The sequence below is a fragment of the Methylococcus sp. ANG genome, from assembly GCF_040730495.1.
GTDB lineage: Bacteria > Pseudomonadota > Gammaproteobacteria > Methylococcales > Methylococcaceae > Methylococcus.
In genome coordinates, this window is the sequence record NZ_CP160399.1 from 2,411,995 (window position 1) to 2,435,195 (window position 23,201).

General features: G+C 66.0%; 17 protein-coding genes and 1 pseudogene. 1 reads left to right on the plus strand and 17 read right to left on the minus strand.

The window, feature by feature from the left end; translation table 11 throughout:
* Positions 1-8 precede the first annotated feature (8 nt).
* From ABZN20_RS11755 to ABZN20_RS11835, 17 genes and pseudogenes are all read right to left on the minus strand, one after another.
* The gene (locus ABZN20_RS11755) at positions 9-1,664 is read right to left on the minus strand and encodes an ATP-binding protein (RefSeq protein ID WP_367025376.1); all 1,656 of its coding nucleotides are present in this window, start codon (positions 1,662-1,664) and stop codon (positions 9-11) included.
* A 653-nt stretch (positions 1,665-2,317) separates the two neighbouring features.
* Positions 2,318-4,860: pseudogene (locus ABZN20_RS11760) on the minus strand (N-6 DNA methylase).
* Positions 4,861-4,978: 118 nt separating this feature from the next.
* Positions 4,979-5,197 (minus strand): SlyX family protein, encoded by a 219-nt coding sequence (locus ABZN20_RS11765; RefSeq protein WP_218808540.1) that lies wholly within the window; start codon positions 5,195-5,197, stop codon positions 4,979-4,981.
* Positions 5,198-5,200: 3 nt separating this feature from the next.
* Positions 5,201-5,581 carry a YajD family HNH nuclease gene (locus ABZN20_RS11770; RefSeq protein WP_367025377.1) on the minus strand — a complete coding sequence of 127 codons (381 nt, stop codon included), beginning with the start codon at positions 5,579-5,581 and terminating at the stop codon, positions 5,201-5,203.
* Positions 5,582-5,643: 62 nt separating this feature from the next.
* Positions 5,644-6,936 carry an APC family permease gene (locus ABZN20_RS11775; protein WP_218808538.1) on the minus strand — a complete coding sequence of 431 codons (1,293 nt, stop codon included), beginning with the start codon at positions 6,934-6,936 and terminating at the stop codon, positions 5,644-5,646.
* Between the two features lie 20 nt (positions 6,937-6,956).
* Positions 6,957-7,751, minus strand: coding sequence for a protein-L-isoaspartate(D-aspartate) O-methyltransferase (locus ABZN20_RS11780; protein ID WP_218808537.1), 795 nt, complete (start codon positions 7,749-7,751; stop codon positions 6,957-6,959).
* Positions 7,752-7,905: 154 nt separating this feature from the next.
* Positions 7,906-11,313 (minus strand): DUF748 domain-containing protein, encoded by a 3,408-nt coding sequence (locus tag ABZN20_RS11785; protein WP_367025378.1) that lies wholly within the window; start codon positions 11,311-11,313, stop codon positions 7,906-7,908.
* A gap of 134 nt (positions 11,314-11,447) precedes the next feature.
* A complete protein-coding gene (locus ABZN20_RS11790; protein WP_367025379.1) occupies positions 11,448-12,440 on the minus strand; it encodes a hypothetical protein in 993 nt (330 codons plus the stop codon).
* A gap of 112 nt (positions 12,441-12,552) precedes the next feature.
* Positions 12,553-13,548 (minus strand): DUF364 domain-containing protein, encoded by a 996-nt coding sequence (locus tag ABZN20_RS11795; protein WP_367025380.1) that lies wholly within the window; start codon positions 13,546-13,548, stop codon positions 12,553-12,555.
* A 17-nt stretch (positions 13,549-13,565) separates the two neighbouring features.
* Positions 13,566-13,877, minus strand: a complete 312-nt coding sequence (locus ABZN20_RS11800) for a hypothetical protein (protein ID WP_367025381.1) — start codon at positions 13,875-13,877, stop codon at positions 13,566-13,568.
* Positions 13,878-13,908: 31 nt separating this feature from the next.
* The gene (locus ABZN20_RS11805) at positions 13,909-15,030 is read right to left on the minus strand and encodes a molybdenum ABC transporter ATP-binding protein (RefSeq protein WP_367025382.1); all 1,122 of its coding nucleotides are present in this window, start codon (positions 15,028-15,030) and stop codon (positions 13,909-13,911) included.
* A 30-nt stretch (positions 15,031-15,060) separates the two neighbouring features.
* Positions 15,061-16,632, minus strand: coding sequence for a flavin monoamine oxidase family protein (locus ABZN20_RS11810; RefSeq protein WP_367025383.1), 1,572 nt, complete (start codon positions 16,630-16,632; stop codon positions 15,061-15,063).
* A gap of 208 nt (positions 16,633-16,840) precedes the next feature.
* The gene (locus ABZN20_RS11815) at positions 16,841-17,401 is read right to left on the minus strand and encodes an L-threonylcarbamoyladenylate synthase (protein WP_367025384.1); all 561 of its coding nucleotides are present in this window, start codon (positions 17,399-17,401) and stop codon (positions 16,841-16,843) included.
* A 17-nt stretch (positions 17,402-17,418) separates the two neighbouring features.
* Positions 17,419-19,725, minus strand: a complete 2,307-nt coding sequence (topA, locus tag ABZN20_RS11820) for a type I DNA topoisomerase (protein WP_367025385.1) — start codon at positions 19,723-19,725, stop codon at positions 17,419-17,421.
* A gap of 88 nt (positions 19,726-19,813) precedes the next feature.
* Positions 19,814-20,281, minus strand: coding sequence for a DUF494 family protein (locus ABZN20_RS11825; protein ID WP_218808528.1), 468 nt, complete (start codon positions 20,279-20,281; stop codon positions 19,814-19,816).
* 35 nt (positions 20,282-20,316) lie between these two features.
* The gene (gene dprA / locus ABZN20_RS11830) at positions 20,317-21,411 is read right to left on the minus strand and encodes a DNA-processing protein DprA (protein WP_367025386.1); all 1,095 of its coding nucleotides are present in this window, start codon (positions 21,409-21,411) and stop codon (positions 20,317-20,319) included.
* 10 nt (positions 21,412-21,421) lie between these two features.
* Positions 21,422-22,447, minus strand: coding sequence for a LysM peptidoglycan-binding domain-containing protein (locus tag ABZN20_RS11835; protein ID WP_367025387.1), 1,026 nt, complete (start codon positions 22,445-22,447; stop codon positions 21,422-21,424).
* Positions 22,448-22,622: 175 nt separating this feature from the next.
* Between ABZN20_RS11835 and def the strand changes: the two genes are divergently transcribed.
* The gene (gene def, locus ABZN20_RS11840; protein WP_218809005.1) at positions 22,623-23,159 is read left to right on the plus strand and encodes a peptide deformylase; all 537 of its coding nucleotides are present in this window, start codon (positions 22,623-22,625) and stop codon (positions 23,157-23,159) included.
* The last annotated feature ends 42 nt before the right edge of the window (positions 23,160-23,201 follow it).

Sequence of the window (23,201 nt, forward strand, 5' to 3'; positions counted from 1 at the left end):
GTCCTCGATCAAGAACCAGCCGTGTAATACGCAGCTCGCCGCTCGCCATGCTGGATCAAAGCGCCTCGCTCCTTCAGCTTGCGGATCAATTCCTTGGCTTGACCCTCGCTCAAATGGCAAAGATCCATCACCTCGGCGCGCCGGATCTGGCCGTGCTGGCGGACGTAACTCAGCACCATTTGTTCGTTCTGGATCGGCGCGAAGCCAGCCTGCCGGGTGTAGCCCGCCTTGTCACCCGCCACCCGGTAGACGGCCGCTGAAAGGGTGTAGCTGCGTCCCCGCGTGCTGCCGTGGGCTTCCACCAGGCCCGCCTCGGTCAGCGCCTCCAGCGTGCGCTTGGCGCTGGCGGCATCGCGCTGGATGCGCCCAGCCAGCTCTTCCGCCGTCACCCGCTTGAGTTCCCGCACCGCCGCCAGTGCGATCAGGCTGTCGATGGGCAGGTCGCCGCCTCGCCGCCGCTCCTCCTCCACCACCAGACGGCGGAAATCCAGATCGGCCGGCTCGGTGGGCAGGCGCACCACCACGTTGTGCGCATCGGTGCGCGAGTAATCCGGCGCCGGGCGGCCGAACTTGAGCATGCCGCGGTAGATCGTGTCCACACCCCGGCCCGAGCGCTCGACCACGCCGATGCGCTTCATCGCATCGGCCAGCGCGCGGTTGCGCGGGCGCGGCTCGGTGGTCAGCAAGTTGGCCAGGGTCACGCCTTCCACCAGACCGCCGGGGTTGCTGATGGTCAGGCCCTGATCGTCCAGCCGCACACGCACAGCGCCCAGGCGGTGGTAATCGCGGTGGATCAGCGCGTTGGCCACGGCCTCGCGGAAGGCCGCCATGTCCACCATCGGGACCGGCACGCGGAACAGCCCCACCTGCAACTCCTCCTCGGGGTTGTAGGGGCGGAAGTTGGTTTCCAGCCAGTCCAGCGCCTTGAGCAGCGGAAAGCGCCTGAATTCGTTGAAGCGCACCGCTTCGCGTTCCAGCACCTGGAAAGCCAGCTCGTGCGTGGCCACCAGCTCGCGCAGGGCCGACTCGCGCCCCACCAATAGCAAGCCGCACAGCGTGGGCACGCGGCTGCCGTCGGGCTGGCGCGCGGTGAAGCCCAGCGCGCCGTCCAGCGCATCGTCATCCAACTCCAGCAGCACCCGGTCTCCGCCGTATTGCTGCACGGTCTGGCGCAGCCGCTCGCGCTCCAATGGGTCGAAGTCTGCCAGCGTGGCGCCAGCCACCGCCTGGGCCGAAGCGTCCACCAGGCCCAGATGCGCGAGCCGACTGGCGCGGTCGTGCGGCAACATGGGCACGCATTCCGGCCGGCCATCATGCCGGATGCGACGCCGCAAATACACGCCGGATGCCGTGGCCACCTCGGTCGCCCCCTTGGGCACCGCAATGCGCGCCACCCGCACACCGCCCACCTCGACCGCCTGCACCTGCACCGCCACGGCGGGCGAGGTGCGCGCGGCAACGAGGCCCGGCAGCCCGGCCAGCAGCGCATGCTCGGGGTGCAGGCCGGTGGGCGTGCCGTCGTCTTCCACGCCCAGCCACAACTCGCCGCCCTCGGCATTGGCCAGGCAGACCACCGCCTCGACCAGTTCAGCGTCGGACAGGCGCTTGCGGTCGCTCTTGAACTCGACCGTCAGCGATTCGGCGGGCGGCAGCGGGTGGGTCATGCGGTGGCGCTCTTCAGCAAGGGCGTGACGCGGACGCGGCCGGTGAGTAGGTCGTCCATGAGGCCGGCCTTGATCTCTCGCAGCTTGGCGGACTCGGTCGTCGCGTTCACTATGCGGTTGTCGATCTCGTCTAAGCGCGTGGCAATCAGAGCCTGTTCAGCACGAAGCGGCTTTGCCGTCACCAAGCCCCGGATCGTTGGCAGGTTCAGGCCCGCTTTTGCGCCCGCATCGTTCAGTTTGCTAATGTAGGTTTGTGCAATTGGTCCGGCCAGGTATTGGCCAACGAATCGCGAATTAACTGCATCAAGGTCTGGGCGTACTAGTGTCTAATTGCATTATTAAGCGACTGTAATATCATGTCTCCGTTACCCACAGGAACGGAGGGAAGGATGGCGCGAGCGGGAAGTCAAAGGCTCCCAGCTGCGCAATACTATCGCTAATTTACGCAATTAAACACTAGTTGGGGCTGATTCCAGAAAGCCTTAGGTAGCACCTTGTGCGCAGTTTCATCCCATCCAGCCCAAGTAATTGCGGTTGTCTTTAGGACGCCCCACTCGTTATCTTCAAAAATCGGACGCTCCTCGCAATCAGGACTCGGGCCGCAGAAGTGCCGTTCAATTAGGTCTCTTACTTGGCATTCTATCCAATCGACGTCAGACATACCCCAAGCCCTTCAAGAACCCTTGCAGCGCCCGCGCCGCCGCATCCCGCTTGCCTTCGATCTCGGTCAGCGTCACCCGGTACTTGTCCCACCAGTTCTCGAAGGCGGCGACGATGGCCTTGCGCTGGGCGGCGATGTAGCGCTCGACGATGGCGCGCATGTCGTCGTGCAGGATGGTCAGCAGCAGGTCGGCGGCGGCTTCGGGCGTGAGGCCGTCGACCTCGCGGGTGATGTGGACGGCGAAGCTCTCCTTCTTGGCCTTGAGCTGCTTCTTGACGGCGGCGAGCTCCTTCTTCCAGGCCTTGATCTGGGCTTCGTCCACCGCGGTTTCGTCGTCGGCGTCCTCGTCCGCGGCCTCCGCGGCTTCGCTTTCCTCGGCGTCGGCATCCTTGGGACTGGCCGCCTTGATCTGGCTGTCCAGCTCGGCCTTCTTCGCCTCCAGCTCGGTGATGGCCTCGACGAAGTCGCTCATCAGGAACTTGACCAGCTTGTGCTCCAGCGGGCTTTCCTTGGCAACCTTGTCCTCCAGCGCGGTGACGATGCTGGTGCGCCAGGCGTCGGCCACGCCCTTGGCGCCGCGCGCTTGCAAGGTGAGGAAGTCGTACTTGGTCTGGTACCAGAAGCCGCCGACGATGCCGCGCACCTGGAAGGGGTCGAGCAGGCCGATGGCTTCGAGCGATTCGCTGAAGCTGGCCAGCAGGTCGTTGCGTAGAGCGACGAGGCTGGCGGCGTTGTCCATCTGCCCCGCCAGCGCCGTGATGCGCGCGCCGTGCTGCCGCCACCAGTCCTCGAAGGCGGCGCGGACGGCGGTCTCCTTGGCAACCAGCCCGGCATTGCCTTCGATGGCGGGCTTGAGGTCCTGGCGCCGGGACAGTTCGGGTTTGAAATCGTAATACTGCCGTTCGGGCTGAGCTTGTCGAAGCCCGGCTTGCCCTTCGACAGGCTCAGGGCGAACGATGAACAGGTCCAGCGGGTTCAGGCCATGCGCGGCAAACAGCGCGGCCTTCGCATCGACCTCGGCCTTGGGCACGCCGCCCACCAGGTGGGCGCGCACGTCGTGCGGCTCGGGCGGCGGGGCGTTGTCGGCGTAGCGGCGGAGGTTGAGGTTGTAGTCGTTGGCCTTCAGGGTGGCGTTGTCCACGATGGCGGAGAAACCTGGCACGGCCTTGAATTCGTCGAAGGTGGTGACGATCTTCTCGATGTGCTCGGGCAGCAGATGGTTCTGCGCCCGGCCTTCGAAGAACTCGCGGTCGGCGTTGATGAACAGCACCTTGTTCTGCCGCTCCGGCGGCTTGCCGCTGACGCGATTGGCGCCGTTCTGCACCTGCTGGCGCAGCACCAGGATGCAGGCGGGGATGCCGGTGCCGTAGAACAGGTTGGGCGCGACGCCGATCACGGCTTCGAGCAGGTCGGCGTCGATGATGCCGGCGCGGATGGTCTTTTCCTCGCCGCCCCGGAACAGCACGCCGTGCGGCATGACGGTGGCGACCATGCCGCCGTCGCGCGTGACGGCCAGCATGTGCTGCAGGAACATCAGGTCGGCCTTCTTGGCGCCCAGCGGCACCTGGCCGTAGCGGAAGCGTTCGGGGAACCTTGGTGCCCAGGCGGGCGTGCCGACGGCGTTTTTCTCGGTGTTGCCCCAGTTGATGGAGAAGGGCGGGTTGGTGAGCACGCGGTCGAAGCGCATCAGCTCCCCGCCTTCGACGTGCTGCGGATCGGCCAGGGTGTCCTCGTTCTGCAGGTCGGCGGTGCTGATGCCGTGCAGCAGCATGTTCATCTTGGCGATGGACCACAGGTGCCGTTGAACTCCTGCCCGAAGAGGTTGGCCTTGCGGCCGTCCTCGCCGTGCTCGTCGATGTACTCCTTGGCCGCGATCAGCATGCCGCCGGAGCCGCAGCAGGGGTCGTAGATGTCGTGGGCCAGCGTCGGCTTGATCAGCCGCGCCATCATCCGCACCACGGAACGCGGTGTGTAGAACTCGCCGCCCTTCTTGCCGGCCGAGTCGGCGAACTCGCCGATCAGGTATTCGTAGGCGGCGCCCAGCAGGTCGGGGAACTCGAAGTCCTCGTTGCGCAGGCGGTAGGTGCCGAAGTGGGTGATGAGCTGGCGCAGCTTGATGTCGGGGATCTTGCTCTGACCGACCTTGCGGGTAAAGTCGATGTGCTCCAGCACGTCGTACAGGCTGGTGTTGGCCGTCTCGATGCCGGTGAGCGCCTTGTTCAGATAGTCGCCGACGTTGTGGTGGGCGTCGTTGACCAGGGTCTCATAGCGCGACTGGGGCGGCACCCAGAAGGTGCCCTCGGTTTTGTACCAGCGGGGGTTTTCGGCGGCGAGCCGCGCTTCGGCCTCGGTCTTGCCGGCGCTCGTTTCGAGGCGGATTACCTCCTCGCGGCGCTGGTCGAACACGTCGGAACAGCGCTTCAAGAACAGCATCCCGAAGATGTATTCCTTGAACTCGGAGGCGTCCATCTTGCCGCGCAGGATGTCGGCGGCTTTGAAGAGGTGGCGTTCGAGTTGAGGGAGGGTCAAGGGCATGGGTGATCTTCCTGATTCTTCATGGCTCGCCTTTCCGGCACGCGGTGCATTCGCGGAATGCGGCTTCGCCTCTACCGGTCCCGGCGCTACAGTGCTCCCGTCCCGTCTGGGGCCTGGCTCAATAATGAGGCGGCTTTTCGTCCGCCGCCGGAGCAGCCGGCTCGGCCAGCGCCGACATCTGCTGCACGCGCTCGACCACCAGCCGGATTTTGGATTCGAGCCGATCGATCTGTTTCTGCTGCCGAGCGAGCACTTCGTTCAAGGCGAGAACGGTGTCCTCCAGATAAGCGAGCTTGGTTTCGATGTCGACCAGCCGCGCCTCGTTTTCCACCGTCATGGTTTACTTTTTCGCCTTCAGCAGATCGGCCAGGCCGGCGAAGGCATTGTGGGTCAGCGTGGTAGCCTGCCGTGCCCCGGCCTCGACCTTGCCGGTCATGTCGGCGCTGAGGTAGCGCTGGTGCTCGTTGTCGTGACAGTACAGGCACAACAACTCCCAGTTGCTGCCGTCGGCCGGATTGTTGTCGTGATTGTGGTCGCGGTGATGTACCGTGAGTTCCCGCAGATTCTTGTGGTTGAATTCGCGGGCGCAGCGTCCGCAAACCCAGGGGTACATCTTGAGCGCCCGCTCGCGGTAGCCGCGCTCCCGCTCCGCCTGGCTACGGCGGGCTTCGGCGACGATGCGGTCGAGTTTGCTGGGATCGGGGTTGGTCTTTCTTGGCATGTCTTTCGGCGACGGCTGCGCGATTTTTGGTTTCGGTGCCGCCATTTTACCCGGGAAGTCCGTCAACCGGAGCCGGTGCGGGCGTTTCCGGACCAGATGGCGCCCATGCGCCAAAGCGCCCAAACCGCCGGCAGCGTGGCAAGCCCCCAAAAAGCAGCCTGGGGCTGGCGGACCAAGGCGGCGGCGGTCATGGCGAGGACCGCCAGCAGGTAGACCAGCGGCGCCCACGGCCAGCCGATGACCGGGCAGGCATCACCCTCCTTGAGCCGCAGCCGGATCAGGCCGAAGACCGTCGCCGCGGTGCTCAACCCGAGGGTAAAGCCGGTGTAGGTCAGCAAATCCTTGAAGCCCGCGCTCCATAGCAGCGCCAAAGACAGGGCGCATTGCAGGAACGTCGCCCGTTTGGGCGCGCCGTCTTCATGCAGCGACAACCAGGGCGGGAGATACCCGTCCCGCGCCATGCACGCGCTGACGCGGGGACCGGCCATCATCATGGCCGAAACAGAGAGGGACAGGGCGAAAGCCACCAGCAGGGTCAGAAAATCCCCCCAGACGGGGCCGCCCAGCGCGAGCGCCGCGGCACGGCCGATGTCCGCCTTGCCCGCCAGTGCCTCGGGAGCGGCGGAAAACATGAACGCGGTGTTCAGCGCCAGATAGAGCACGGTGACCAGGCCGGTGCCCAGCAGCAGCGCCCGCGGCAGGCTGCGTTCGGGATCGCGCACTTCGCCGCCGAGGTAGACGGCGGCGTTCCAGCCGGAATAACTGAACGAGACCCAGATGAGCGAGGAAAAGAAGGCGCCGAAGCCGGCGCCCTCGCTCGATCCGGTGGCAAGCGGCGCGATGGCCAGCCGCGGCCAGGCCAGCACAACGAAGCCCGTGATGAGCACGAGCTTGAACGCGACGGCGAAGTTCTGCACCCCGGTACCCACCGGGCCGTGCGCGCCGTGGAGCAAGGCGAAGGCGGCCAGCAGCAGTGTTCCGGTCAGTTGAGGCGCATGCCAGGGCGTCCAGGGCGCCAGGTACTCGCCGAAACCGTAAGCGGCGGCAGCCATGGGCGCGGAAAAACCCACCACCAGGGACACCCAGCCGGCGACATTGCCGGCGGCGGGATGCAGGGTACGGGACAGGAACAGGTATTCTCCCCCCGATTCCGGAAAACGCTGCGCCAGCGCGCCGTAACTCAGGGCGCCGCAGGCGGCGATCGCTCCGCCGGCCAGCCAGGCCAGCAAGACCAGCCAGGGCGATCGCAACGCTTCCAGCAGGAAGCCGCCGGTCGTGAAAACGCCGGAACCGACCATGCTGGCCACTACCAGCAAGGTGGCGGAAGGCAGGCCGAATCGGCGTACTTCCTGCATCGTCGACGCTCAATGCCGCATCACGGCTTCGTCCCCCTCAAGACCTCGCCGGTCATGGGGACGAACCGGACCGGAAGGACCGCCCGCCGTTCCAGTTTTCCGCCCTGCTTTTTCAGCAGATACAGATCCTGGTAATACGACGGGCCGAGCGGCGCGATCATCCGGCCGCCCTCCTTGAGCTGTCCGATGAGAGGCTCCGGCACGTCGCTCACAGCGCTGGTCAGGATGATCGCATCGAAAGGCGCGGCTTCCGGCCAGCCCCGGTAGCCGTCTCCGATCCGGACCCTCACGTTGCCGAAGCCCAGGCGCTGAAGGTCGGCCTTGGCCCTTTGCCCCAGCGGCTCGACGATCTCGATGGTGTAAACCTCCGCCACCAGCTTCGACAGCACGGCCGCCTGGTAACCCGATCCGGTCCCGATTTCCAGCACCTTGTCGGAGGGCTTGGGCTCGAGCCGCTCGGTCATGAAGGCGACGATGTAGGGCTGGGAAATCGTCTGTCCGAAGCCGATGGGCAGCGGGCTGTCGCTGTAGGCGTATTCCCGCAGCGGCTGGGGCACGAATTCGTGCCGAGGCACCTCGGCCATCGCCTTGAGCACCCCCGGATCACTGATGTCGCGCCCGGCCCCCTTGAGCTGCAGCTCGACCATGCGTCCGCGGGCCGCCGCGTAGTCGTCCGGCTGGGCAAGAGCGCAGCCGAGGGGCACCGTCGCGAGAGCGAACAGGCCGCCGAGCAGGAGTACGATGGCGAGTGGCCGGCTGCCACACCTTCCCCCGGCGGAAACCGGAGGGCGAACCTCGATCAGCGGTATCGTCATGCAGCGTCACCTCGGCGTTGCGGCCCCGCCACCTTTGATGAGCACAAGGGGGCGGGGCCATTGCCAATCGGAGAGTACCCAAATTTCGCGGGCGATTCCATCGCCTGGCGTCGCATGCTCCCCTCGTTCCCGCACTGATATCGCGCGGGAGAAGTCAGCCCCCCGCCGGTCTCAGGTCCAGCGTGGTGACGATCCGCCGGTCCCTGACATCGCCGGACGTGGTATCGCCGACTTTGACGCGGCCAGGGTCCAGTGCGCCCCGCCGCGTCAACTCTACGGCCACCGCCTGGGCACGGCGGCCGGCCAAAGCCTCCAGATCCTGGGCAGCCAGCGGCGCGGTTTCGACCAGATGCTCGAACAACGCCCGATAGAACGCCGAATCCGGACTGGGGCGGCCCACCAGGGCGGAAACGCGGCCGATGCGCCCGACCTTTCTGCCTTCCTTCTTTTCGAAAGCGGCCTGAAGCTTATCCACTGCGTTCGGACCGCCGCGCTCGTCGGCCAGCTCCTCGAGCGCCGACTGGCTGGCGGCACTGTCGAACGGAACCGGCCCCGGCTCCTCCTCCGGCGACCACCGGAAACCCAGCTTCGCAGCGAGTGCCCGCCGTACCTGCAAGGATTTCAGCGCACGCCCGTCCAGGTCCGGATCGACGCCGCCCCGCACCTCCAGGCTGAGCCGAGGACGCTGGGCCAAAGCGACCATGACCTTGTGGAGCTTCTCCAGCTCGGGCGGCCCGATGTCGGCCCTGCCGGGCTCGAACAACACGCCCCCCATCTCTTCGCCGTTGCCCCCGAACAGCCCGCCCAAGGCCCTGAACGGCGCGGTCACCGTCCTGGTGATCACGTTGACGAAAGCCTCCCAGATCACTTTTCCATAATCGAACCTGGGATTGCCGAGATCGCCCTCGACGGGAACCGATACCTCGATCTTGCCGTCGCCGTCGGTCAGCAGCGCGACCGCCAGGTCGAGCGGCAGCGAGACCGCCTTGGGGCTCTCGATCCGCTCGCCCAGCGCGAACCGTTCCAGCACGATCCTGTTGTCGTTCCTCAGCCGGCCGTCGTCGATCTGGTAACGGATGTCCAGGTTGAGCTTGCCCGAGGTGATTTCCCGGCCGGCAAAGGTCGCGCTGTAGGGTGACAGAGACGGCATGTCCACATTGCGGAACGCCACGCTGACGTCGCCGAAATGTTTCGGCGCCAGGGGGCTCAACTGACCGTAGACGTTGACCGCGCCGTAGCGGTCGACCTGCCCGTGGAATTGGAGCATCGTCCGCGCCTCGGGCCGGGTCGAAAGGCCCGCCGCCGTACCGAAGAAATCATGGATACGGGTGGCGAAGGGGAGGACGAGCGACATGTCGCTGAAATCGATGTCGCCCTTCTCGACACGAACGGCTTCCACCGTCACGAGCAACGGCTTGGACTTTTCCGTCCGGCGCCGGCCCTCGACGGCTTTCGGTGCCGCGCCGGGCGGCCGGTCGCCGGCGAAAATCCTCTCGATGTTGGTCGAGCGGTCCTCGAAGATCTCCATATTCCAGCCCGGCTCGGCGATGCGCACCTGTTTGACCGCCAGCCGCCCTTCCGCCAGTCCGAAGTCGAGCGCTTCCGCGGACAGATTCTTCCACGACAGGAACCGCTTGCCGCTGGCGGTCTCTTTCAAGAGCAGCCCGCCCACGCTCAGATCGCCCTTGGCCTTCAAGGCCGTGCCGGAATCCTGCCGGTAGCCGAATTCGAGCTGCGCCGACAAATCCCCGCTTTCGAGCCGCAGGCGGGAGAAGCGGGCCACCAGGGGATGCAGGGACTTGAGATCGATCCGCTCCAACCGGACCTCGCCATCGGCCTGGTCCAGGCTTTGGGACAGCGAACCCGACGCCTTGAACTCCCCGCCCTGCCTGACCGCGAATGCCGCGTCGAACGTCATGGGCGTAACCGCGCCGCTGGCGACCGGCCCCAAGCTCAGCCGCAGCCTGTCCAGGTCGTAAGCGATCGCCGGGACGAAAGTCCGGTCGGCCATTGCCACGCCGAAATCCTCGAGGACGAACTGCTGCAAGGCGTAGCGCCATGCCCCCGCCTCCGGCGGCTCCGGAGGACGGCCCGCGCTGGCCTTGGGCGCCAGCGCCTCCGCCGGGAGGATGCCGCCCGCCGCCTCGCGGACGATGCGGGTGCCGCCGCCTTTCAGGGCGATCCGGCCGATGGCGATTTCGCGTTTGGCCAGGTCCAGATTTCCGTCCTCGACCGTGAGCGATTCCAGCGTCGCCAGGTCTTCCCGCTGCCCCGAGGCGCCGGCCGCGGTCAGCGCGATGTTGTCCATCCGGATTGCCAGGCGGCTTATCGCCGCCTTCAAATCCTCCGCCCCGACCTCCATGGCGGCGGCAAACGAAAGCTCGAGCGCGCCGACGCCGAGGCAGACCGGAGCACGCCGGCTGGCATCGGCATAATCGACGCCGATCTTGGCCATACTGAAAGCACCGACCTCGACCCGCCACGGCGGCTCCGGCTGATCCTTCGAAACGGGAGGGGCGGCGGCCGGTGCATCCGGCCTCGACAGTTTCAGCCAGTCGATTTCGCCGGCTTCGTCGACGGCCGCGCGCAAGCGGCCTTCCCGGATTTCGAACTTCGGCACGCGGACCAGGCGGTTTGCCGGGTCGAATCCGGCATCCCTCGCTTCGAGGCGGGCCAGGGTCAGGATCGGTTCGGAACCTCCCTCCGGAATCAGCTTCAAACTTTCGATTTCCGCGGTCAGGCCGCTCACGCTCAGATCGAGTCCGGCAGGCCCTTCGGCCAGCCTGTAATGCGCGACGGCCCCCAGCTCCCCTCCCGGTTCGGCCAGAGCGATCCGTTCCTTCACGAAAGGCCAGAGGGCCGCAAGGGGGACATTTCCGACTCGCAAGTCGCCTTCGGAATAGGGCGGATTGATCGAAATCCCGCCCCGCCAGTCCAGGATGCCGCGCTCACGGAATTTCGCGGTCACGTGGTGGGTTCCCTGGACCTCGGGCAAGGTGGAAAGATCGGCGACTTCGAGATCGATGGAATCGAACGTCTCCTCGAAAGGCGCCGTCCTCGACCGGTCGGCGAACCTGACTTTGCCGCCCACCATCGAGAGATGTTTGAAGGTCACCGCCAGGGGCTGGCCGTCCCGCTTCCCCGGTTCCGCCGATTCGGGCAACTCGTCCGCGAGCTTTGCGAGATTCAGCCGCCCCTCCGCGTCGACCACCAGGTCGACCGAAGGCTTTTCGACCAGAGCCTCGGAAAACGTCAAGGTGTTGTCCAGCAAGCCGACCGGGTCGAGATTGAGCGAAAGGCGGGCGAAGCTCAGCAGGGGCTCGCCCGAAACCTCGTCGAGCGCGAAACCCTGCAGGTCGAGGCTGAAGCGGAACGGATCGAAGCGGACTTCGGCAATCGACAGGTGCCGTTTGAGGTACCTGGCAGCCAGCTCCGGAGCAAAACGTTCGGCCAGCCGGGGCAGCAGGACGAACCCCAGCACCGCGTACAACCCGGTCAGCGCCAGCACCACCGCGAGCGCCTTGAACCACGGCATGCGCACCCAATGCGGGAGGGATTTCATTCTCGTCTGCCTGCGTTTCGGATTTCCTCCCGCGCTTTCTACCACAGGTCCGGACCGCCGCCCAATGCGGGCGGAACATCCGCCGCACCTCCGCGGGCAAGCCTACCGGGCCGCTCCGACGAGCGGGCCCCGGCTCACAAACAGTAAGGCGCCGCGGCCCACCGCTTCAGCACGGCGGCGTCGCGGTCGGGCAGATAGGCATAGTCCTTGGACAGGTCGCGCTGCACCGCTTCGCCCACATGCGGCGAAACCAGCCCCTTGAGCATGTGGAAGTACCAGGCGAAGGGGTAGCCCGCCTGCGCATCGAAGCGGTTGAGAAGCGCCGCCAGGGCCTTGCCTTTCTTGCCGTCCGGCCCTTCCAGGCGCGGCACTTCGCGGGTGCGGTTGTGGACGATCTCGACGTTCATGATCTGCTCACCATGGCGGCCGATGTGCTGGAACAGACGCAGGCTCCAGTCCTCGCAGAAGGCTCTTTGCTGGCCTGCGCTGCTGTCGTTCCAGTCGTCCATGAAACGCTGGGCGGGGTGGCGGTCCGCACGATGGCGCCCCAGTTCGCGCATGAACAGGGCCACCTCGGTCTTGCGGCGGTAGGTGTAGCGGGCGGCGCCCACCGCGAAAGGCTCGACTTCGACCGGCTCGATGGGATCGATCAGCCCTTCCAGGTCGTCCGGCGGATTTTCGGCGTCGATCAGGTAGCGGTCCGCGGTTTCCTGGGTCCGGTCCACTTCGATCTGGACGAAATCCTCCGCGCGGGACCCAGTCTGGGCGACGATATAGAGGGTGACGCCGGTGTGTTGGGTAGCCAGGAAGCCGCCTTCCTCGCAGTACGCGAGCAGCGTGTTGAAATTCTGACCGCATTCGATGTAGGAGCGCTCCGCCCACTCGCCGATGTCCGCCGCGATCCTCACGCCGTTCGCCTTGACGATGCCGCCCAGGCGGTACCACTCGTGTCCCAGCCGGGCAAGGTGCAGCGGATACCCTGGATAGGCCTGGCGCAGCCGGTCCAGCAGGCCGGCGTCGCCGGAAGACGCCAAAGTCTCCTTGCAGAGCTTGTCCAGCAGATGGCCGTCGAACCGGGCCGGAGGATCCGCATGGTGTTCGGGCGAAACTCTGACTTCAGCAACCATCGAGACCGTCTCCAGAAAGATTTGATTCCGACCGCATTGTACTGTCCCGGCAAAACCCGTCAAACAGCAGGGTTATTGGGGCGTCCGATGACCGCCGGCCATTGGCGCCGGATCAGCGGGAGACGCCGGAAAACCGTTCCGGCAGCGGATCGGGCGAGGCGTCCCAGAGCCGCTTGAAGCAGGTGTCGAGACGCGACAGGCGGCGGTCGACCGCTTCCAGTTGCGCGTACTCCGGAAAACGCATGGAGCCGCCCCGGCCATACCATGCCTCCATGTCCTGCTTGAGGCGCTCCCGCTCCGCCACCGCCGCGGCGATCATGCGGCGCGCCCATGCCTTGCTGGCTTCCATGCCGATGGGCGCGATCCGGTAGCGCACCCCGGCGTCGAAAATCCGCACGCCGCCGCCCTCGCACACGGTATCCTTCAGGGTGCCGGGATCGGCGATCTCCACGCCGGCCAGATAGTCGATGCCGAAATGCCGGAGTTCCGGCAACCAGGGGGCGGTGGGTCCCATCAACACCGTGGCGGCATCGCGCGCCAGGGTGGCGAGACGCGGAAAGGTCTTGTTCGGAATCGACGTGGCGGTGAGGAATACCCAGTCCGCTTCCGGAAGCAGGTACTCGCAGGCGGAATCCGGTAGGTCTTCGGGACCGGGCCGACGCTCCAGGACCGTCAGTTCGAGGGCGTGGGTTTCGGCGAACCGGTCCAGTCCGGGGTAACGGCCGATCACCACGACCCGCTTGCCGCGCATTTCGGCAAGGAAGTGTTCGAACACGGCAAGGTTGTTGTTCGCGCCGGCTTTGGGCGCCAGCGTCTCCCCGTCCGGGAGCAGGCCGAGCCGGCCGATGCCGGCGTTGACCGCCGCCATGCCGACCGTGGCCCGGTACGGATCGAACTCCCGCACCCAGGCGGCCAGTTCGGACAAGGTCTTGCCGCGCAGCGTGCCGGCCCAGGGAAGCGTACGGGTCTGAACGCCCGGGCTCATCGAGAGCCCGACGGCATCGGCTTCGCAAAGCGTCCAGACCAGGCCGATAGCTACTGCGCCCACCGGCACCGGGGCACCGGCATAGTCCTGCAGCAGGTCGTAGATTTCGTAAGGATTCGTCATCCGCGAACGCGGCCGGGTCAGCCGTCGCGGTTGGCCAAGGCTTGGTTCTGAACCGCGCGAATGCGTTCCGAAAGCCCTTTGGGGCTGCGCGCATAGGCCTCCCGCGCCGCATCCAAAGCCGCCTGGGCGGCGGCGGCCTCTTCCGCCGTGAGCGGCAGCCGGCCCGCCATGTGGGTAGCCGACGGCATCGCCGCCAGGATGGCGTCCCGGTTGGGGTGCTCGCTGACGGAAACCAGGCGGGTGGCTTCCTTGTGGCCGTCGAGGCAAACGGCCAGTCCGATGACTTCGACCTTGCGGCCGTCCTGCGTGGTTTTGATATAGGTACTCATCGATGTCTGCCTTGGGAATTAGCTCGATTCTTCAATGGATGGCTGGTACTTCCACGCTATCCGCGGGACACCGGTCCCGTGACGGGTTGCCCACGTAGGAGAACGCATGCACCTTGATCAGGCAATAGACCGTGTCTCCTTCCTGCAAAGCCATGTCGTGGAGCGCTTTCAGGGAGATGCCCGCCAGCAGGGTGACGCCGCAGTCGATTTGTACCACGGCATGCCCCGGTGTACGGATGACCGCGCACACCCGCCCCTTGATCTGATTCTGGATCGACGTTCCCCGCAGGTACTGCTTCGACAGCGCGATGTCGCTGGAGCGGATGGAGACGTGGGTGGAATCGCCCGGCGCCAGATGCGCGGCCATCGGCAGCACCAGCTCGGTGCCGTGGTAGTAGGCGATGGTGCAGCCATTCTCGGCCTCATGGCCCAGCACGGTCACGGGGAGCACGCTCTCTATGCCCTGCAGGGCCGAGACGGTGGAAAGGATTTTGTCGGTGATGATTTCATGCGGATCCCCGACCCCCAGGACGCGGCCGTTGACCATCAGCACCATGCGGTTGGTGAGCTGTAATACTTCGCCCAGCGAATGGCTGACGTAAATGACGGGGACGTTCAGCTCATCGCGGACCCGCGTGAGATAGGGCAGCAGGGCCGAGTTGGAGACGCCCGAAACTTCGAGCTGATCGTCGAGCAGCAGCAGGCGCGGGGACGGAATCAGCGCGTGGGCCAACGCGACCCGCTGCCTGTCGCCAGCCGACAAGGCTTGAACGCCGCTTTCGAGCACAGGTTCCAGTTCCAGGAGGTCGACCACCTCGGCGAATCCGAAGGCGCCGGTCCGAACCGAATTCCGGTGCGTGTCCCGGAGCAGCTCGCCCACCGTCTGCCTTGGATGGCTGGCCGGGTCGAAACGCACGAGGCCGACCCGGCGGCGGGCGGCGGGCACGCGCACGCCCTGGCGGCTGTCGAAAACCGTCTCGTCGCCCAGCCGGATCCAGCCCCGATGCGGGCTCACGACCCCGGCGATCATGCCCAACAGCGTGCTCTTGCCGGCGCCCGGCGGTCCGAAACACGCGGTCATCGGGCTGTCTATGGCGAGCCGGGCGGACAGATCGAAATGGCCCCGGCTCAGTCTTACGTCCAATTCAAGCATCGAGTGCTCCTGTGAAGCTGCGCGCTTTCGTCACGCCGCCGCCCGCACGGCCAGGCGGCCCGCCAGAAGGGCGTTGACGTTGTAGGCGAACTCGCGCCAGGCGGCGGCCAGGTCGCGAGCCGTGGTTTCCAGATATTCGGACGAAGGCCGGTGCTCGGACGGGAAATTGGACAGCGCGCAGGAACTGCCGTTGAACGCGATCGCCTCGTCGAGCAGGAACTTGTTGAAGCCGACGAAGGGGGCCAGCAGGTCTTGCGCCAGCGCCGCGACTCCGGCTTCGATGCTCCCGGCGGGGGGATCGAAGGAAAGCTCGCCGAGCCTTGCCAAGGCTTCGCTGTAGACCTGTTCCATGACGCCGAGCACGGCCCGCTGGGTAAGCTGCTCGGTGCGCTGGCTCGCCAGATTCTGGTGGAGCAATCGCTTGTAGCGTTCGAGAACGCCCCCACGCCGAGCGGCCACCCACTCGCCGAAGCCGGCGATGCCTTGCTCGTTCCGCGCGACACCCGGCACGACCGGGGGCCGATCCACGATGAGCGCCCTTTGGAGCCGGGCAGCCGCCTCGAGGGCGCCTTCGAGGTAGCCGCCGCCGTAGCTCGCGGTCTCCGAACCGCCGAAATGCAGCCGCCCGCCCCATTGCGGCCGCCGCAGCAGCGGATGGCCATATTCCGGGTGATTGTCCGGCGGCACCTGATCCCTCCGGCTGCAGGTATAGGGCTCCGCCGCCCAATCCTGAAAGCGCGCCTCGCCCCGCTCCGCCGCGACGCCGAAGACCTGCACCAGCTGGCTGGAGACCAGCATCGGCATGCCTGGCAGCAACGCGGCCCGCGCCTCCGGAGATAGCGCGAAGAAGCCGCCCAGGGCGGCCCGCTCGCCATTCGTGTCGCAGGCATCGAAGATCTCGCCGAGAACCACATGTTCATGCTGGACGAAGGCATTTCCCGACTGGCCGACCTCGCGCCAGAAGGGTTTGTCGTAGGCGACCAGCGCCTTGGCCTGGTCGGCCATCCAGGTGTAGGTGTCGCCCAGGGCTTCGAGTACCTTGCCTTCCAGGGCCGGTTCGAAGCGAACACGTTCCTCGACCAGGCGCGGCGGCAACGCCAGCACCGCGCGCCGCGCCGCGACGACGATGTTTTCCGCGCCGTGGGCGAAGCTCAGTTCCACGTGATCGCCGCGGTCGGTCACGGCGGTCAGCTCATGGCCGAGCCTCAATGCGCCGGGAGCAAGGCTCCGGCTCAACGCCTCCACCAGGCTCGCCATTCCGCCTTCGAGGCGGTGGGCGCCGCCGTGCAGACCGGGCCGGCTCAGCGTGTCCGGCGCCTTGTCGTGGTCGGTCAGGTACAGGACTTCGCCCGTATCGTGCTGGGGAAAGCTGCGCAATCCGAGATCGGTCACCAGCTTGAGCATGCGCGGCTGGATTTCCGGCCAGAACCAGGTGGGCCCGAGGTCCAGCACCATCCCGGCCTTTTCGCTATGCACCGACAGGATGCGTCCGCCCAACCGGCCGCGCGCCTCGAACAGGACAAAGTCGCACCGCCTGGCCTGCAGGCCCTGCGCGAGCGCCAGGCCGCACAGGCCGCCTCCGACAATGGCAATTTCGAGCATGGGGGGCTCCTCACATTCCGGGATCGTTTGACGATTCCCAGCAAACAGCGTTCCATCGCCTCGGCGGGTGCACAGGGAGCCCGGAAGACCGCGGTTTCCCGAGGGTTTATCGGCTCCGGGGGGCCTGCCGGCGGCATCTCCGCAGGGTGGTTCTCCCACATAGAAGCGGACTGGGCCCGCCTTTGTCGGATTTGCGACACGCGCCGCTTCAGCGGATGCGCTGCCCGCTCATTGCGTCGAAGATGGCGGTGGGACGAACGGCGCCGCCGAGGCGGCCGGGCAGGAAATGGATCGCCTGCCGGGAAAACTGGCACCACAGCCGCACGGGGGTTCGAGCGGGCCGGTGTCCGGACAGATTGGCGCTGGTCGAGACGATCGCGCCGCCGAAGGCGCGGCACAGGGCGGCCGCCACGGGATGGGCGGTGACCCGGACCGCCAGGGAATCATGGGCACCGCGCAGCCAGTCGGGAATGCCGGGGCGAGCCGGGATCAGCCAGGTCATGGGCCCGGGCCAGCCCGCGCGCACTTCGTCGCTGCGCGGGACGCGGGGGAGGTCGACCAGGGCTTCGACGGCTTCCACGTCCGCCGCGATCAGGATCAGGCCCTTGGTCTCGCTGCGGCGCTTGAGCGCCAGCAGCCGGCGAACGGCGTCTTCGTTGAAGGGATCGCATCCCAGCCCGTAGACCGCCTCGGTGGGATAGGCCACTATCCGGCCCCGGCGCAGGGCGTCCGCGGCAAGGCCGACACGGAACCCGGAAACCCAAGCCACGCGCGCCGAACCGACGCTCAGGCGGCGGAATCGGTCAGCGGCTCACCTTCGTACGGCGCCGCATAACCGCACTCCTTGCGCGGACAGACTTTCTCGGTGCCGCGGCGCTTGGTGGTCTTCAGGGTGAGCACCGGCCACTGGCAGGCGGGGCAGGCCTCGGCGATCGGGGGATTCCACACCGCATAGCTGCATTTGGGATAGGTCGAGCAGGAATAGAACAGCTTGCCGAAGCGGGACTTGCGCTTGATCAAGGTGCCCTGGCCGCACTCCGGGCAGGTCACGCCGGTATCGGTGGGCTTCTCCAGCGGCTCGATGTGGCGGCAGGCGGGATAGCCGCTGCAGCCTATGAAACGGCCGTAGCGGCCGGTCTTGATGACCAGCGGCGAGTTGCACTTGGGGCACTGCCGCCCTTCCACGACATCGGGCTCGGCCTGCTCCGATTCCTTGCCGGCCAGATTCCGCGTGTACTTGCACTGGGGATAGTTGGTGCAGCCGATGAACCGGCCGTTGCGCCCCAGCCGGATCGAAAGCGGACTCCCGCATTCCGGGCATTTCTCGTCGATCGCCTCATGCGTCACGTCGGCCCGTTTCAGGCTTTCGTCCTTCTCACCGATCAGGGTATGGAAGGGGCCCCAGAATTCCCGCATCAGCGGAATCCAGTCCTTCTCGCCCCGCGACACCGCATCCAGATCGTCTTCGAGATCGGCGGTGAAGTTGTAGTCGACGTAACGGTTGAAATGCTCCGTCAGGAACTTGTTCACCACCCGCCCCAGATCGGTGGGATGGAAGCGCTTATTCTCCAGCTCGACGTAATGCCGCTGCTGCAGCGTCGAAATGATGGTCGCGTAGGTCGACGGCCGGCCGATGCCGTACTCTTCCAGCGCCTTGACCAGGCTGGCCTCGGTGTAGCGCGGCGGCGGCTCGGTGAAATGCTGCGAGGGGATCACGTCCCTCAGGTCGACCTCCTGCCCCTCCGCCAGTTTGGGCAGATAGATTTCGTCGCTTTCCTCCGGCACGTCGTCCCGTCCTTCCCGGTACACCGACATGAAGCCCGGATGGATCACGGTCGAACCGGTGGCGCGGAACAGGTTGTCGGTACTGCCGCAGGCGAAATCGACCGTGACGGTGTTCAAGGTCGCATGGATCATCTGGCAGGCCACGCTGCGCTTCCAGATCAGGCTGTAGAGCTTGAACTGGTCGGGCGTCAGGTGAGCCTTGACCGACTCCGGGCTGCGGAACGCCGAGGTCGGACGGATCGCCTCGTGCGCCTCCTGGGCATTCTTGCTCTTGGTCTTGTACATGCGCGGCTGCTCCGGCACGTTGTCCTTGCCGTAGCGGGACTCGATCAGCGCACGCAATTCCTGGATGGCCTCTTGGGCGAGGTTCACCGAATCGGTACGCATGTAGGTGATGAGCCCGACCGCCTCGCCGCCGAGGTCGATGCCTTCGTAGAGCTGCTGCGCCACCGTCATGGTCCGGCGGGTGGTGAAGCCCAGCTTCCTGGCGGCTTCCTGCTGCAGAGTCGAGGTCGTGAAGGGCGCTGCCGGATTGCGCTTGCGCTCCTTCTCTTCGACCTTGACCACCCGCAATTTGCCGCGGGCCTGCTCCAGCAAGCTCTGCCGAGCGGCTTGCGCCTGCTCTTCGTTGGCGATGCTGAACTGCTCCAGCTTCTTGCCGGCCAGATGGGTCAGGCGGGCCGAAAGCGCGCAGGTCTCGGATTGGATCGCCGCCTCGATCGTCCAATACTCCTGGACCTCGAAGCGCTCGATCTCGAGTTCGCGCTCCACGATCATCCGCAAGGCCGGGCTTTGCACACGGCCCGCCGACAACCCGCGGCGGATCTTCTTCCACAGCAGGGGAGAAAGCTTGAAACCGACCAGGTAATCGAGCGCCCGTCGGGCCTGCTGGGCATGGATCAAATCGGCCGAGAGCGCTTTGGGGTTTTCGACGGCTTCGGTGATTGCGCGCTTGGTGATTTCGTGAAACACCACGCGGTGCACCGGCTTGCTGTCGAGGACCTGCTGCTCCTTCAGCAGTTCGTAAAGATGCCAGGAAATCGCCTCGCCCTCGCGGTCGGGGTCAGTCGCCAGGTACAGCGCATCGGCTTTTTCCATGGCCTTGGAAATCGCCTGCACGTGCTTCTTGTTCTTCTCGATGATTTCGTACTTCATCGAAAAGTCGTGGTCGGGATCGACCGCGCCTTCCTTGGGGATCAGGTCCCTCACATGCCCGTAGGAGGCATAGACCTGGAAAGACTTGCCGAGATATTTTTCGATCGTCCGGGCTTTGGCCGGCGATTCGACGATGACGAGGTGTTGAGCCATGAATGAATGAGACCTGCCTCAGGCGACGGCTCTGGGGGCGGGCCGCGGCTTCGCGCCTGCAGTCCCGGCCGGAGCTGCCACCCGGGCTCTAGTGGATATAGCCGGGAAAACTTTCATAAACGAGATTTTCCATGCGCGCGAACGCGACTTCCTCGCTGGGCTGGCTGAACAGCACCATCAAGACGACCCATTTCAGATTTTCGAGCGAGATGGGTTCCTCGTTCAAAGCCATGAGGCGATCGATGACCATTTCCCTGCTCGCCGCGGTCAGGATGCCGCTCTGCTCCAGAAACATCAGGAAACCGCGGCATTCCACATCCAGCTTGGCCAGCTCTTCCGACGAAAAGATACGGAAAGCCGGGAGGGAGGCGGCACGCATCGGCTGTTGGGCGCCCAGCGTCTCCAGCCAGTCGAACGCCCGATTGATCTCCTGCTGCGGAAAACCCGCTTCCAGCAGCTCGGTCCGCATCTCGTCGGGATCCGGCGCCTGCTCCGCATCGCGGTCCAGATAGTTTTCGAACAGGTAGATCAACACATCAAACACGTTTTCTTTCATTGGCCCTCTCGAGTGGGGGAACGTCGGGACGCTCCCTACTTTACACGGCAGTATCCGCCGCCCGGCGCAGCCGCCACATGGCCCTCCATCTCGAGCAGGACGAGTTTCGAGGCGATGAGGTTCGCTGTATAACCTGTTGCCGCGACTAGAGTATCCACGGACGTCGGCGCATAGGCAATATGCGCCAGAATCCGCGCGGCCTCCGCGTCCGCCGGCGGGACGGCGGGAGAAACTCCCTGGCGATCCACGAAACCCGCCAACGCGCCGAGCTCCTCGAGGATGTCCGGCACCGATTCCACCAGTTTGGCGCCCTCGCGGATCAGGGCATTGCAGCCCCGAGCCAGGGGATCGAGGATCGAACCGGGAATGGCGAAGACCTCGCGCCCCTGTTCCATCGCCTGGCGCGCGGTGATGAGCGAACCCGATTTCAGCGCCGCCTCGACCACCAGGACGCCGAGGCTGAGGCCGCTGATGATGCGGTTGCGGCGCGGGAACCCCTCCCGGCTCGGCGGAGTGCCGGGCGGAAACTCGGACACCAGCACCCCGCCGCTGGCGGCGATGGCGTCGGCCAGGGTCTGGTGCCGGGGCGGATAGATGCGGTCCGGCCCGCATCCGAACACGGCGACGGTCGGGCCTCCGGCCTCCAGTGCCCCCTCATGTCCGGCGGCGTCTATCCCCGAAGCCAGGCCGCTGGTGACCGTCAACCCGGCTCGAGACAAGGCCGCGGCAAACCGTCTTGCCGTCCGCTCCCCCGTCGCCGTGGGGTTGCGGCTGCCGACGATGGCGATCTGCTTGCTCCGCAGCACGGCCGCATCCCCGCTCGTGAAAAGCACCACCGGCGGATCGACGATCTCGCGCAACAAGGAAGGATATTCGTGGTCGTGCAGCGTGAGGCAACCATGTCCCGGCTGCGACAGCCAGGCGAGATCCGCCTCGACGTCCTCCCATCGGGGGCGCATCAGGCGGTGCAGCGCATCCCCGCTCAAGCGCAGCCCCTCGTAGGCCTCCCGCGGCTGTGCGAACACCGCGCTGGCCGAGCCGAACCGGTCCAGCAGCGACGCCGCGCGGCGCGGCCCGACACCGGGTAGCCGCGCCAGGGCCAGCCAATAGCGCAAAGCGGCGTCCGTCATCGGCCGGACATCACGGAGACCTGACGGTGTCACCGATGTGCATCGCCCTGACGGCCTTCATTACAAGCGCATAACTGACGCGATCGAAGGGCCGGAAGACCACCAGCGAACCCGACCAGTCCGGCGGCGTCTCGACGACGTTGCCGAAACCGCCGGCGACGTAGTCTTTGATCGTGTCGGCTTCACGGTAGATGTCGAGCACGTGCCCGACCTCCAGGCCGTCCCTGCCGCCCCGGTCCAGGACGATCACCTGGTATTGCCCGATCTGGGTCACGCCGTCGAGCACACCGATGATCCTGCCGGAGACCGGCTTCTCCGGAGCGTGAAGCGTGTACGAAGTCGTAAGCTCTTGCGGTTCGACGGCCAGCAGGCGGTCACCGATCACGGCCTCCCGCTCGGCCCGGACCAGGAGAAGCTCCGACGGCTCGCCGGCGCTGCGGACCTGGGCGTCCCCGATATACAAGGCTTCATGGCCGAGCACCTCTTCGGTCACCCCGTCGCGATAGGCGGGGCCGGGACGCACGACCGCCAGAACGCCGCCCTTGGCCGCTTTGACCCCTCGCGCATAGATGCCGTAACCGGCGCCGCCGGAGATGTGTTCGTCCGGAAACCCGACGATGTAAGGGAGGGTGTCGGCGTCGGCGCTGTCCAGGACTCTGGGCCGGGTCAGGAATGCCCGGATGGCGTCCGCCGGAATGACCGGGATCTCCCGCACCAGCGGCGTCACCCGGATGACGGGGCTCAACGGGACGGCCGGGGCGGTCTCGAGCTCGATCCTGGGCCCGCCGCCCCCCCGGCGCAGCACGAGCACGTCGCCCGGGTAGATCTGGCCGGGGTTACCCAACGCCGGGTTCCGGTACCACACCTGCGACCACTGTGCCGGATTCCGCAGAAAACGGGAGGCGACGTCCCAGAGGGTATCGTTCGCCTGCACCAGGTAGCGCTCCGGAGGGTCCGGATTGAGGGCGACCTCGGCCGCCAAGATCCGCGCACAGGCGAAGAGCAGCGCCAAGCCGGTTGCGAACTTGGCGCTCATGGGCATTCTCGTGGCATCGCGAGGAAACTGGAGTGAAGTTTGCTTGTCTTACCGTTCACAGACGATGCGTTTCCCGCTGCATCAGGCTTTAGATTCATTCTCCCGGCGGAATTCGTTAGAATTCTCCATGCTTGAGCAGCTATTGTTTCCCGCGCGCCCGGCGGAAGAGGCCACCGTGACCATTCTATCCATTCTCGAATTTCCTGACGAACGTTTGCGCAAGAAAGCCGCGCCCGTCGAAGTGTTCGACGACGCCCTGCGCCGGACCGTCGACGACATGTTCGAGACCATGTACGCGGCGCCCGGTGTCGGCCTGGCGGCCACCCAGGTCAACGTGCACAAGCGCATCCTCGTCATCGACGTTTCCGAGGAAAAAAACGCGCCGCTTTGCCTGATCAACCCGGAGCTGCTCGAAAAGAACGGGAACGGGGAGATGGAGGAAGGCTGCCTGTCGGTGCCCGGGATTTTCGAAAAAGTGTGCCGGGCGGAGTCGGTCAGCATCCGCGCCCAGGACCGCAACGGCGAATTCTTCGAGATGTCGGCGGAGGGGCTGTTGGCCGTCTGCATCCAGCACGAGATGGACCACCTGCAGGGCAAGCTCTTCCTCGACCACCTTTCCGCCCTGAAACGCCAGATGGCCCGCAAGAAACTCCAGAAGGAGCGGCGCCTGAAGGAAATCAACAAGGCGCCACGTGCCGCGGCGGCCGTTTGACCGCCCGAAGCCGGAGCGGAAAACGCTGATCACCCGACTGCG